The 12,668-nt window shown below is 61.7% G+C and carries 15 protein-coding genes; 5 read left to right on the forward strand and 10 right to left on the reverse strand.

The window, feature by feature from the left end; translation table 11 throughout:
* Positions 1-11 precede the first annotated feature (11 nt).
* The 8 genes from E4M07_RS20980 to coxB form a co-directional block, all read right to left on the reverse strand.
* The gene (locus tag E4M07_RS20980) at positions 12-776 is read right to left on the reverse strand and encodes an SURF1 family protein (protein WP_136660365.1); all 765 of its coding nucleotides are present in this window, start codon (positions 774-776) and stop codon (positions 12-14) included.
* On the reverse strand, positions 769-1,155 hold the full coding sequence (locus E4M07_RS20985; RefSeq protein WP_136660366.1) for a DUF983 domain-containing protein: 387 nt from the start codon (positions 1,153-1,155) through the stop codon (positions 769-771). Before E4M07_RS20985 ends, E4M07_RS20980 begins: the two co-directional genes overlap by 8 nt.
* 74 nt (positions 1,156-1,229) lie before the next feature.
* Complete coding sequence (locus E4M07_RS20990; protein WP_136660367.1) at positions 1,230-2,108, reverse strand: cytochrome c oxidase subunit 3; 879 nt, start codon at positions 2,106-2,108, stop codon at positions 1,230-1,232.
* A gap of 58 nt (positions 2,109-2,166) precedes the next feature.
* A complete protein-coding gene (locus tag E4M07_RS20995; RefSeq protein ID WP_136660368.1) occupies positions 2,167-2,772 on the reverse strand; it encodes a cytochrome c oxidase assembly protein in 606 nt (201 codons plus the stop codon).
* Positions 2,773-2,783: 11 nt separating this feature from the next.
* Positions 2,784-2,936, reverse strand: a complete 153-nt coding sequence (locus E4M07_RS29170; RefSeq protein ID WP_169054323.1) for a hypothetical protein — start codon at positions 2,934-2,936, stop codon at positions 2,784-2,786.
* A 2-nt stretch (positions 2,937-2,938) separates the two neighbouring features.
* Positions 2,939-3,874 carry a heme o synthase gene (locus tag E4M07_RS21000; protein WP_246660535.1) on the reverse strand — a complete coding sequence of 312 codons (936 nt, stop codon included), beginning with the start codon at positions 3,872-3,874 and terminating at the stop codon, positions 2,939-2,941.
* Between the two features lie 71 nt (positions 3,875-3,945).
* Positions 3,946-5,598 (reverse strand): cytochrome c oxidase subunit I, encoded by a 1,653-nt coding sequence (gene ctaD / locus E4M07_RS21005; protein WP_136660370.1) that lies wholly within the window; start codon positions 5,596-5,598, stop codon positions 3,946-3,948.
* A gap of 4 nt (positions 5,599-5,602) precedes the next feature.
* Complete coding sequence (gene coxB / locus E4M07_RS21010; RefSeq protein WP_246660536.1) at positions 5,603-6,496, reverse strand: cytochrome c oxidase subunit II; 894 nt, start codon at positions 6,494-6,496, stop codon at positions 5,603-5,605.
* Positions 6,497-6,868: 372 nt separating this feature from the next.
* Between coxB and E4M07_RS21015 the strand changes: the two genes are divergently transcribed.
* The gene (locus E4M07_RS21015) at positions 6,869-7,384 is read left to right on the forward strand and encodes an invasion associated locus B family protein (protein WP_136660371.1); all 516 of its coding nucleotides are present in this window, start codon (positions 6,869-6,871) and stop codon (positions 7,382-7,384) included.
* A gap of 15 nt (positions 7,385-7,399) precedes the next feature.
* Here E4M07_RS21015 and E4M07_RS21020 read toward each other — a convergent pair whose 3' ends face one another.
* Positions 7,400-7,861, reverse strand: coding sequence for a DUF1801 domain-containing protein (locus E4M07_RS21020; RefSeq protein WP_136660372.1), 462 nt, complete (start codon positions 7,859-7,861; stop codon positions 7,400-7,402).
* A 127-nt stretch (positions 7,862-7,988) separates the two neighbouring features.
* On the opposite strand from E4M07_RS21020, the gene tldD reads away from it, so the two are divergent.
* On the forward strand, positions 7,989-9,404 hold the full coding sequence (tldD, locus tag E4M07_RS21025; protein WP_136660373.1) for a metalloprotease TldD: 1,416 nt from the start codon (positions 7,989-7,991) through the stop codon (positions 9,402-9,404).
* A 20-nt stretch (positions 9,405-9,424) separates the two neighbouring features.
* Here tldD and pdxH read toward each other — a convergent pair whose 3' ends face one another.
* Positions 9,425-10,027 carry a pyridoxamine 5'-phosphate oxidase gene (gene pdxH / locus E4M07_RS21030; RefSeq protein ID WP_136660374.1) on the reverse strand — a complete coding sequence of 201 codons (603 nt, stop codon included), beginning with the start codon at positions 10,025-10,027 and terminating at the stop codon, positions 9,425-9,427.
* Positions 10,028-10,153: 126 nt separating this feature from the next.
* Between pdxH and E4M07_RS21035 the strand changes: the two genes are divergently transcribed.
* From E4M07_RS21035 to fabI, 3 genes are all read left to right on the forward strand, one after another.
* Positions 10,154-10,552 (forward strand): RT0821/Lpp0805 family surface protein, encoded by a 399-nt coding sequence (locus E4M07_RS21035; protein WP_169054327.1) that lies wholly within the window; start codon positions 10,154-10,156, stop codon positions 10,550-10,552.
* A 141-nt stretch (positions 10,553-10,693) separates the two neighbouring features.
* Positions 10,694-11,698: a DnaJ C-terminal domain-containing protein gene (locus E4M07_RS21040; protein WP_136660376.1), complete on the forward strand. Its 1,005-nt coding sequence runs from the start codon at positions 10,694-10,696 to the stop codon at positions 11,696-11,698.
* Between the two features lie 137 nt (positions 11,699-11,835).
* Positions 11,836-12,654: an enoyl-ACP reductase FabI gene (gene fabI, locus E4M07_RS21045; RefSeq protein ID WP_136660377.1), complete on the forward strand. Its 819-nt coding sequence runs from the start codon at positions 11,836-11,838 to the stop codon at positions 12,652-12,654.
* The last annotated feature ends 14 nt before the right edge of the window (positions 12,655-12,668 follow it).

Consider the following 12,668-nt stretch of genomic DNA (forward strand, 5'->3'; position numbering starts at 1 on the left):
CGACGCTATTCTCACCGGCGCAGCCGCCGCCAGAGGAAAAATCCGGAGACCACAAGCAATGCCGCGGCCAGCCCGAACCAGGTCACCGCGTATTGCAGGTGATTGTTCGGCAGCGAAACGCGTGTGACGCCGCCCACCGGACCGGCGGCCACTTCGCCGTCTGTCGTCGACACATCGACAAAAAACGGCACCAGCGCCGCTTCCTGCAGTCCCATGGCCCGGGCCATGCCTGAGAAGTCCTTCCAGTACCAGACCCTGTCCGCCGGTACATTGTCGGGGACAAGCCGGCCCGGTTTTTCGGACAGCGGGTTGCGGGCAAAACCCGTGATGGCTACCGGCCCCTCAATCGGCTGCCAGGTGCGCCTGGCGGGATCCTTCAGGTCATAGGCGACAAAACCGCGATTGACGATGACGACCCGCCCGTCAGCGAGTTCGAAGGGCGTATAGACATACCAGCCGGACTGCCCCTCGTGGGTGGCAAGGAAATGCTGTTCGGCCGCATGGCGGAAGACGCCGTCGGCGCGCACCGGCAGATACTCGACGTCGCCCGATTGTTCCCATTCGGCACGCACTTCGTCGAGGGTTTGCGGAGCCCGGGCCATGCGGGTCTCGATGGTGGCGATCAGCCCTTGCTTCCAGGCAAGCCTGTGCAGTTGCCAATTGCCGAGCAGCAGCAGCATGACGAATACCGGGAGCACAAAAGCCAGCAGCAAGGCAACCGAGCGCCCGCGGTTCGAATCGGCCCCTTCCCGCTTGTCTTGCGCTTCATCAGTCATTGTCGAGCTCACCCTCATGGGCGCTGTTCTTGTATTGCAGATTGATCAGCAGGCCCTTGAGCGCACGCAGCAGCAGCAGGCATAGGGCGAGGCTGAGCGGTATCCACAGCACCAGGTGAAGCCACAATGGCGGTGCGTAGGACACCTCTGCCCACAGCGCCAGACCGACCACCAGGAAGCCGATCAGCAGGATGACAAAGATCGCGGGACCGTCGCCGGCATCGGCAAAGCCGTAATCCAGGCCACAGTTCGGGCAGGACCTGCCGACCTTGATATAGCCGTCAAACAGCCGCCCGTTTCCGCACCGCGGGCAGAGCCCGAGTATGCCTGAACGGTACGGATCGACCGGCGGATAACTGGCGCTGTCGTTGTCGCTCATGCGGCGGCTCCAAAGAAGCGGGGGCGCGCGCGTCCGGCGCGGCGCCCCCTCCCAACTCGCGGTATCGGCCCTTGCTAGTGCGCGGCGATCTCTGCGCCCCAGGAGGCCCAGATATAGATACTGAAGAACAGGAACAGCCACACAACGTCAACGAAGTGCCAGTACCAGGCCGCGGCCTCGAAACCGAAATGTTTCTTCGGCGTGAAGTCCCCGGCGGTCGCGCGGATCAGGCAGACGAGCAGGAAGATCGTGCCGACCAGAACATGGAAACCGTGGAAGCCGGTGGCCATGAAGAATGTCGCGCCGTAGATCGAGTCCTTGAAGGCGAAAGGCGCGTGGATGTACTCGTATACCTGCACAAACGAGAACAGCGCGCCGAGCACCACGGTCAGGACCAGGCCGGTGACCAGGCCGCGCCGGTTGTCGTGTAACAACGCGTGGTGGGCCCAGGTCACGGTCGTTCCCGACAGAAGCAGGATGATCGTGTTGTAGAGCGGCAGGTGCATCGGATCGAGCACCTCGATGCCGACGGGCGGCCACTGTCCGCCTGTATGTTCGACACGCGCGACCTGCGCTGCCTCTCCGGCAAAGATCGCGGCGTCGAAGAAGGCCCAGAACCAGGCGACGAAGAACATCACTTCGGAGGCGATGAACATGATCATGCCATAGCGCAAATGCAGCGATACGACACGCGTGTGGTGGCCTTCGTGGCTTTCCTTGATGCAGTCCGACCACCACCCGAACATCGTGTAAAGCACGATGACCAGACCGGCGAAGAATATCCACGGATTGGCCAGCTGTATCCCGAATATGTCCAGCGAGCCGCCGGCCAGATAGCGCATATAGGCGATGCCGCCAATCGCCATTGTCAACGCACCGACCGAACCGATAAACGGCCACGGGCTGGGATCGATTATGTGGTAGTCGTGCTGCTTTTGATGGGCATCAGCCATACTCAAAGTCCCCGAATTGTCTTTTCCCTGCGGCTGCGGCCCGGCCGCAGCATTGTTTCTAGAGCCTGTCCCTGCCGTCCGGACCGGCGGCCTCGGCCACGGGCTTTTCCCCGTCCAGCGGGAAGAACGTATAGGACAGTGTTATCGCGTTGATGTTCCTCGTCTCCGGCGCTTCGACGATTGCCGGGTCGACAAAGAAGACGACCGGCATGTCGAGGCTTTCGCCCGGCGCCAGTTCCGTTTCGGTGAAGCAGAAGCATTCGACCTTGTTGAAATAGGCCCCCGCAGCCTGCGGGGTGACGTTGAATGTCGCCTGCCCAGCGCTCGCGGCGCTTCCGGTGTTGATTGCAACATACGAAGCCTGTTTCGTCTCGCCGATACGCAGTTCGACCTCGCGTTCGACGGGCTTGAAGTCCCAGCCCAGCGCACCGGCCGTGTTGGCATCGAAGCGGACGGTGATCGTGCGGTCGAGGATCGTCTCGGAATACTGCTCGGCGCGTTGCGTCGTTCCGCCGTAACCGGTCACCTGGCAGAACAGCTGGTAGAGCGGAACAGCGGCATAGGACATGCCGGCCATCGCGACGACAAGGCCGAGGCAGGCGGCCAGCACCCGCCAGTTGCCGGTGCTCTTCTTGTTGCTCGCGCCTTTTTGCAATTCGCTCATCGGGACACCCGTCACAGTGCGCGGTCAAGTATGGCGGGGCCGAACTTGACGATCGTCGCGACGTAAAAAAGCACCACAAGGGCCGCGAGCGCCAAGGCCAGGGCAATGGACCGCCGCCGGCGCGCGCGTTTCTGCCGATCGGTCAATTCCACCTGCTCGATCATGCTCATGCTCCGAGGCTCACGGTGAGGCCGTCGACCAGCAGCGTCGCGAAAAGGGCGAACAGGTAGATCAGCGAAAAGCCGAACATCGCCTTTGCCGGCTTCATCTTCTCGTCCGCCGGGCTCATGCGCAGAACCCGGTAGGCGTACCAGATGAAACCCAGTCCCAGGCCGGTCGCCAACAGCCCGTAGGCGGGGCTTGCAAAGCCCATCCAATAAGGCAGAACGCCGACCAGCGCCGTGGCGATCGCGTAAACGAAAATCTGCCGCTTGGTCGATTCGACACCGGCGACATTGGGCATCATCGGAATGGCGGCCTTGTCGTAATCGCCCTGCTTGAAAAGCGCCAGCGCCCAGAAATGCGGCGGCGTCCACAGGAAGATCATCAGGAACAGGACAAAGCTGTCCAGCGACACTGTGCCTGTCACACAGGCCCAACCGATCATCGGCGGAAGCGCACCGGCGGCGCCGCCTATGACGATGTTCTGCGGCGTCGAGCGCTTCAGCCACATGGTGTAGATGACGACGTAGAAGAAGATCGTGAACGCCAGCAGACCGGCGGCCAGCCAGTTGACGAGCAGACCGAGGGTCAGGATCGAGAACGCCGAAAGGACGAGACCGAACGTCAGGGCCTCGGAACGGCCGATGCGGCCGGCCGGAATGGGACGCGCGGCGGTCCGCGACATGACGGCATCGATGTCGGCGTCGTACCACATGTTGAGCGCGCCGGAAGCGCCGGCCCCGACGGCGATGCACAGGATCGAAACGACGCCGAGGAACGGGTGGATCGTGCCAGGCGCAATGATCAGCCCGACAAAGGCCGTGAATACGACCAGCGACATGACCCGCGGTTTCAAAAGCGCAAAGTAGTCTCGGGGTTCGGCTTCGGACAGACCGAGTTCCGCTCCCTTCAACGCGCCATGTTCACCGGTTATTGCCATCGCTGTGAGTGTATTTGCCTGTTGTCGGTACTGGCAAGAGCCGCTTGCGCGGCTCCCGCAATTTCTTGCGCCTATTTGATGCGCGGAAGCTGCTCCCACTGGTGGAACGGCGGCGGCGAACTCAGTTTCCATTCGAGCGTCGTCGCGCCCTCGCCCCAGGGATTGTCTTCTGCCTGACGCTTTTTGGCAAATGCCTCCCAGACGCCGAACAGGAAAATCACCACGCCGATCGCCGAAATGTAGGAACCGTAGGAGGAGACCGCGTTCCAGCCGGCATAGGCATCGGGATAGTCGATATAGCGGCGCGGCATGCCCGCAAGACCGAGGAAATGCTGCGGGAAGAACACGAGGTTCACACCGATGAACATGACCCAGAAATGCGTCTTGGCGACGAGCGAGTTGTACATGTAGCCCGTCATCTTGGGGAACCAGTAGTACCAGGCCGCGAAGATGCCGAACACGGCGCCGAGCGACAGCACGTAGTGGAAATGGGCGACCACGTAATAGGTGTCATGCATGGCCCGGTCGAGACCGGCATTGGCCAGCTGCACGCCCGTGACGCCACCGACGGTGAACAGGAAGATGAAGCCGAGCGCCCACAGCATGGGCGTGCGGATGGTCATCGATCCGCCCCACATGGTGGCAATCCAGGAGAAGATCTTCACACCCGTCGGAACGGCGATCACCATGGTCGCGAAGACGAAATAGCGCTGCGCGTCGAGCGAAAGGCCGACCGTGTACATGTGGTGTGCCCAGACGATGAAGCCGACGGCACCGATGGCCACCATCGCATAGGCCATGCCCAGATATCCGAACACCGGCTTGCGCGAGAATGTCGCGACGATGTGGCTGATGATGCCGAAGGCCGGCAGGATCAGGATGTAGACCTCGGGATGCCCGAAGAACCAGAACAGGTGCTGGAACAGGATCGGGTCGCCACCGCCCTCCGGCGTGAAGAAGGAGGTGCCGAAATTGCGGTCCGTCAGAAGCATCGTGATGCCGCCCGCCAGAACCGGCAGCGACAAGAGCAGCAGGAAGGCCGTGATGAGCACCGACCAGGCAAACAGCGGCATCTTGTGCAGCGTCATGCCCGGGGCGCGCATGTTGAAGATCGTGGTTATGAAATTTATGGCGCCGAGGATCGACGAGGCACCGGCAATGTGCAGCGACAGGATCGCGAAATCCATCGCCGGGCCGGGCTGGCCGGTTGTCGATAACGGCGGATAGATGGTCCATCCCCCGCCGACGCCGTAGGAGCCTGCCGGACCCTCCACGAACATGGAGAGCAGCAGCAGGATGAAGGCCGGCGGCAGCAGCCAGAACGAAATGTTGTTCATGCGCGGAAACGCCATGTCCGGCGCGCCGATCATGATCGGCACCATCCAGTTGGCAAATCCGCCGATCAACGCCGGCATGACCATGAAGAAGATCATGATAAGGCCGTGGGCGGTGGTGAACACATTGTACATGTGCTTGCCGCCATCGATCGCGGCATCGCCGTCGAAGCCGTAAACCATCGACGCGAGGCCGTGGAATATCTGAATGCCCGGGTCCTGCAGTTCCCAGCGCATGAAGATGGACAGCGCGCCGCCGATGACACCGGCAATGATCGCGAAGATCAGATAAAGCGTGCCGATGTCCTTGTGGTTGGTGGAATAAACCCAGCGGGTCCAGCCCGTCGGCTTGTGGTCGTGAGCGTCATGAGCTGCTGTTGCACCGGCCATGGGTTTACTCCTCGATCTTCTGTGCTTCGTTGGCAGCGAGCTCAACGGTCTTTGCGGCTTCCTCAATCGAAGCCATCAACTGCGCATTGGCGGCCTCGACATCGTCCGCCGCAGCGGCCAGCCATGCGCCGTACTGCTCGGCCGAAACAACGCGCACGCCGATCGGCATATAGGCGTGGTCCTTGCCGCACAGCTCCGAACACTGGCCGTAGTAAAGGCCCTCGCGGTCGGCCTTGAACCAGGTCTCGTTCATGCGGCCGGGAACGGCATCCATCTTCACGCCGAAGGCCGGCATCGCATAGGAATGGATGACGTCGCCCGCGGTTACCAGAAGGCGGACGGTCATGCCGACCGGAACGACCATTTCGTTGTCGACCGCCAGAAGCCGCGGATATTCGGCGCGGTCTTCCTTGCCGTATTCCGCCCGGTCGTCATCGGCGAGCAGGATGGAATCGAAGGCGACCTCCTGCTCCACCTGATATTCGTAGCCCCAATACCACTGGTATCCCGTCGCCTTGATCGTCAGTTGCGGCTCATCCGGCGGCGTGAACTGGGCATTGAGGAGCTGGAAGGAAGGAATGGCCAGGCACAGCAGAATGATTACCGGACCCGCGGTCCAGATAATCTCGATCGTCGTGTTGTGACTTGTCTTGGAGGGGTTGGGGTTCGCACCCTTGCGGAAACGCAGGATCACGATGACCAGCAGCACAAGCACCAAGAGCGAGATGGGTATAATGAACCACAGTGTGTAGGCGTTGAACCAGGCAATCTCGCGCATGATATCGGTGACGGCGGGCTGAAAACCCATCTGCCAGTCCACGGGCTGCGCGGCATGCGCCTGGGTTGCCAAAAGCCATGTGGCAAGCAGCGCCCAGACTGCCTGTAACGGAATTCTCACGACAATTCTCCCTCGAGCACACGCCGGCTGGCTTCGCAGCGGCGCATTTTCCCTCTAATTGACTGCGCTTAAAATCATAGTTTAGAGCCAATCGCAACTGGCTGACAGGCCTTTGGGTGCGACATTTTAAGCAGTTGAACCGGCTAAAGTGCACAGCCGCCTTGATAATCACACGCAGCCCGTGCAAAAAAATCCTGTCCAACCGGTTGAACCCTCGCGCCGTTCCGATCGGAAGGACAATCCCTTGCGCGATTGTCGCCGCAATTGTGCTCTAGGGACGCCGCCGACAAGCCCGTGGGAAACATGAACCTTCCAATTGCCGATTGGCGAATACAATATACCGCGAATGATTCGGGTAGCGCTGGAGCGAACATGCCGCAACTGAAGAAACTGAAAATCGCCGCCATTGCATTTGCAGTGTCGGCCGTCGGCCTGGCCGCGTCGGCCGTCGCTCAACAGCCGGGAACGGTGCGCTCCAACCACGGGGCCTGGTCGATCGTGTGCGACCAGCCGGCCGGTGCTTCGAGCGAGCAGTGCGCGCTGATGCAGAACGTGATTGCGGAGGACCGCCCGGAAATCGGCTTGTCGGTGGTCGTGCTGAAGACCGCTGACAAGAAGGCGCGGGTGCTGCGCGTGCTGGCGCCGCTCGGCGTGCTGCTGCCCAACGGTCTCGGCTTGAACGTCGATGGCAAGGACATCGGCCGGGCCTATTTCGTGCGGTGCTTCACCGACGGCTGCTATGCCGAGGTGATCCTGGAGGACGCACTGCTCAATACGCTCAAATCGGGAACAACGGCGACGTTCATCGTGTTCCAGACCCCGGAGGAAGGGATCGGGATCCCGGTTGATCTCGCCGGCTTTACAGATGGTTTCGGCGCCCTGCCCTGACGCAGCTCAATCCGCTCAATCGGGATATTTTTCCTTCATATGACGGTAGGCGTGTGCCACCAGCTCTTCGAGAACGTCGAGATCGATGTCCGAAAGGCGTTTTATGTAGAGACAGGATTTTCCCGTCTTGTACCCGCCGAGCCGCGACATCAGGCCTTCATAGGCGGAAAAGCCCGGCATGATGTAAACCGTCAGTGCGGCCTTGCGGGGCGAGAAACCCGTCGCCATCCATTGCATCGCCCGGCCGTCCGCGTAGGTGCTGGAATAGGTGCCGAAGCCGATGATGGACGAACCCCACATGACCGCGTCCTTGCCCGTCACGCGCTTCATCATGTCCACGAGCGTGCGGCTGTCGGTGCGCTTGGCCTCATCCTCGATGCTGGCCAGAAAGCTGTCGGGATCGCCGGCGCCCGGCCGCGTCTTGAGGGTGACCGCGCGTTTCTTTCCCGGCGATGTCTTTCCACGATTTCCAGCCACGCAACAGCCTCCCCGCGCTTCGCCCGATCGTTCGCATTGGATATGAATGCGCTATACCATATATGGGGAAAGGCCTTTCCCGAAACAGGGCGCTGCCGAATTGGCCGTGCCGTATCCGGACAACGATATGAATACCGACCTGCTCAAGAACTTTGATTGCTCGGAGGAGCGCGTATCCGAAATCGTGAGGAACAGCCTGGGCGGCGCCGATGACGGCGAACTTTTCGTCGAATATGCGCAGCTGGAAGCACTGACCTTCGACGACGGTCGGCTGAAAGCGGGGAATTTCTCCTGCGACCAGGGATTCGGACTGCGCGCCGTGGCCGACGAAGCGGTCGGCTATGCCCATTCCGGCGATCTCTCGGAAGCCGCCCTCCGGCGCGCGAGCGATGCGGTGGCTGCCGTAACGCGCGGCCATGGCGGCACCTACGCCGATGCGCCGGCGCGGACGAACAAGCATCTTTACGGCGACGAGAACCCGATCGGTGCGCCCGCCTTTGCCGAAAAGGTGGCGCTCCTGCAGGAGATCGACGCCTATTTGCGCGGCAAGGACCCGAAGGTCCGCCAGGTGACGGCGTCGCTCGCCGCCGGCTGGCAGGTGGTCAACATATTGCGGGCCGACGGCCAGATCCTGCGCGACATCCGGCCGCTCACGCGATTGAGCATCAGCGTCGTTGTCGGCGAAGGCGACAGACAGGAGAGCGGCAGTTACGGTGCCGGCGGGCGCCGCGGGTTCGGCGCGTTCATCGTTGAGGACAGCTGGCAGGCCGGCGCGGACGAGGCCCTGAGGCAGGCGCTGGTCAACCTGGAGGCCATCCCGGCACCGGCCGGAACGTTCGACGTGGTGCTCGGAGCCGGCTGGCCCGGCGTGATGCTGCACGAGGCGGTCGGACATGGTCTCGAAGGCGATTTCAACCGCAAGAAGACATCCGCCTTTGCCGGCCTGATGGGCGAACAGGTGGCCGCGAAGGGCGTGACGGTCGTGGATGACGGAACAATTTCCGAGCGCCGCGGATCGCTGACGATCGACGACGAGGGCACGCCATCCGGCTACAACGTCCTGATCGAAGACGGCAAACTTGTCGGCTACATGCAGGACCGGCAGAACGCGCGCCTGATGGGCATGACGCCGACCGGCAACGGGCGGCGGCAGTCACACGCGCACCGGCCGATGCCGCGCATGACCAACACCTATATGCTGGGCGGCGACAAGGCGCCCGAGGAGATCATCGCCTCCGTCGACAAGGGCGTCTACGCCGTTTCATTCGGCGGCGGACAGGTCGATATCACCTCCGGCAAGTTCGTGTTCGCCTGCACCGAGGCCTATCTCATCGAGGACGGCAAGGTCGGCGCGCCGATCAAGGGGGCCATGCTTATCGGCAACGGTCCCGACGCAATGCACCGGGTCTCGATGGTCGGCAACGACTCCAAGCTCGACAACGGAATCGGCATGTGCGGCAAGGCCGGGCAAAGCGTCCCGGTCGGCGTCGGCCAGCCGCACCTGCGGATGGACCAGATGACCGTCGGCGGCACGCAGGCCTGATAGCCGGTCAAGCGCCCTGTTCAGGGATAAAGCCGGGTTTTCGTCCAGGCCTCACCCTCCGCGGCGCGGCTGAAGACGATACGATCATGCAGGCGGAACTTGCGGTCGTGCCAGAATTCTATGGACACCGGAGACAACCTGAAGCCGGACCAGTAGGACGGCCGCGGTATCGCTCCGACAGGATATTTGGCGGTGTATTCCGCGACCGCCTTTTCCAGGGCGAACCGGCCTTCCAGCGGCCGCGACTGCTGGGACGCCCAGGCGCCGATGCGGCTGCCGCGCGGCCGGGTGGCGAAATACTCGTCGGCCTCCTCGTCGCTGACAACCGATACAGTGCCGCGCAGCCGGACCTGGCGGCGCAGCGATTTCCAGTGGAAACACATTGCCGCCTTCTTTGAGGCCAACAGTTCCTTTCCCTTCTGGCTTTCGAAATTGGTATAGATGGTGAAACCGCGTTCATCGAATCCCTTGAGCAGAACCATCCGCACATTCGGCAATCCGTCCTCATCAACCGTTGCCAGCGACAGCGCCGTCGGATCATTCGGCTCGCTGTCCTGCGCGTCTGAAAGCCACTGGCCGAACAACTTGAGCGGTTCTTCGGAAAGGGTAAAATCATCTTTCATTAACAAAGTGTTGTTAGCCATAGTATTGTAACCGTCAGAACTGTTAAGTGGTTGTAGCGAGTGACGCAGTTGAAGCCCGTTTGTGTACAGAACAGAAATTCGCGCGAGAGACAATCCGGTTCTTTCTTGCCGCGCGCTGTTGTACTGGCCGCGCTGGTGTCCGTCGCGGGCTGCGTGAGTTCGGGTCTCGACCTCGGGGTCGAGGACAAGCCGGATACCAGCCTTCTTTCGGGCTCGATCAGCTCGGCAATCGACACGGCTTCCGACGATGCGATCATAGCGGACACGGTTGCCGAGGCCAAAATCAAGCCGGGCTACGTTCAGGACATACCCTGGAACAATGCGGTGACCGGCAATTTCGGCTCGGTGAGTTTTGTCCGCGAGAGCAAGTCGGTCGGCAAGGTCTGCCGCGATTTCATCGTATCAAAACACAGCTATGACGGAATCATGCAATATACCGGCGAAATCTGCCGAACACGCCTGACCAAGTCCTGGTCACTCAAGTCCCTGGCCCAGCAAAGCTGACCCTCCCCGCCCTGGACGACAGGCGCCCCGCCGCGGCTCCTTGAATCAAGCCTTTTTTCATAACTTCGCCCTAGAATCACCGACCCGAAGCAACGTTTAACTGCCGCCGCAACCGGCAGCTCAGTTCAGGTGGGTCGTCCCATGCGTAATCCCTATGCGGTTCTCGGTGTTCCGAAATCAGCCACCGGCCCGGAGATCAAGGCTGCGTTCCGCAAGAAGGCGAAAGCCAGCCACCCGGACCGCAATCAGGACAACCCGCGCGCGGCTTCGCGGTTCAACGACATCAACCACGCCTACGAAATCCTGGGCAACGCGGACAAGAAACGTCTCTTCGACAGCGGCCAGATCGATGCGACCGGTCGTGCGACAGCCAAGAAATCCGTCTTTTCGGGATTTGCGGGCGTCAATCCCTGGAACGGGTTCAACTTCCGACGAAGCAAGAGCGGCAACGCCGCAACCGCGACGCAAGCCGAGACCGACGAAGACAAGCCGTCGGAGGACACCAAGGCGCCAAAGTCGGGTGAATTTGAAAACGACACTCACGAAGAGATCATGGAACGGATCTTCGGCGATTCCTTCGTGCGCAAGACCGCCGGGGATGCGCCGGGACTGGACGACCATCCTGAGCCGGAGCCTGAATCTGAGCCGGAAGAATCCGATGCGGATCTTCACGCCGAGCTGACCATACCGCTCGACACGGTCCTGAAGACATCGAGCCAGAAGGTCCAGCTCCCGGACGGCAAGACCGTCAAGGTCAATCTGCCGGCCGGGATCGAAAACGGCCGCGTGCTGCGCCTGCATGGCAAGGGCAAACGCGTGTCCGACGACAAGAAGGGCGATGCCCTCATCACAATACGTTACAAGGTGCACAAGTATTTGCGCACCGACGGCGTCGACCTGGTGGCCGACCTGCCGGTGCCGTTGAAAGACGGGATCCTCGGCACCAAGGTGCCTTTCGAGGGCCTCGACGGCAAGCTCCTCGTCTCCGTTCCGCCCTGGTCCGGCTCCGACCGTGTTCTGCGCGTTCGCGGCAAGGGCCTGCCGGACAGCAGCAAACGACGCGGCGATCTCTACATAAACGTGAAGCTCTTGCTGCCCGAAGAGCCGGACGAGGACCTACTGGCCTACGCGAGATCATCGGATTGAGGCCGGCGGCCGGCAGGCGGCAAGCGCCCGGTCCGCCATCGGTCGCCGCGCAAGATGGTTTGGAGCGTGACGCAAGCGTCTTGAACGCATTTGCCCTCTGTGCCATAGCCAAGTTAGCAATAAGCAAGGAGTGGGATATGGTTCTTGGTGCGGGTCTGATGAAGGGCAAGCGCGGTGTTATCTTGGGCGTGGCCAACAATCGATCGATTGCATGGGGGATCGCCAAGGCCTGCGCCGATGCCGGTGCCGAACTGGCATTGACCTATCAGGGCGAAGCGCTGAAAAAGCGCGTCGAGCCGCTCGCATCAGAGCTTGGCGCGCATGTCGCGGGCCATTGCGACGTCACGGACCCTGCGAGCATGGACGCGGTCTTTGCCGATCTCGAAGAGCGCTGGGGCAAGATCGACTTCCTCGTGCACGCGATCGCGTTCTCCGACAAGGAGGAGTTGACCGGACGCTTCGTCAACACCACCCGCGAGAATTTCACCCGGACCATGGAAATCTCCGTGTATTCGCTGGCCGCCCTCGCGCGGCGCGCCGAGGCGATCATGAACGACGGCGGCTCCATCCTGACACTGACCTATTACGGCGCCGAAAAAGTGATGCCGCACTACAACGTCATGGGTGTCGCCAAGGCGGCCCTCGAGGCCAGCGTGCGTTATCTGGCGGTCGACCTGGGCGGTCGCGGGATCCGGGTCAATGCTATATCGGCAGGGCCGATCAAGACGCTTGCCGCTTCCGGTATCGGCGACTTCCGCTACATCCTGAAGTGGAACGAGTACAACGCGCCGCTCAAGCGCACGGTGACCACCGATGAAGTCGGCGCATCTGCGCTCTATCTGCTTTCCGACCTGTCGCTGGCGGTGACCGGCGAGGTGCATCACGTGGATTCCGGCTACCACACTGTCGGAATGAAGGCTGTCGACGCACCGGACATTTCCGTCATCAAGGACTGATAAGAGCCCCGGTG

Source organism: Nitratireductor sp. XY-223 (assembly GCF_004959855.1).
GTDB lineage: Bacteria > Pseudomonadota > Alphaproteobacteria > Rhizobiales > Rhizobiaceae > Hoeflea_A.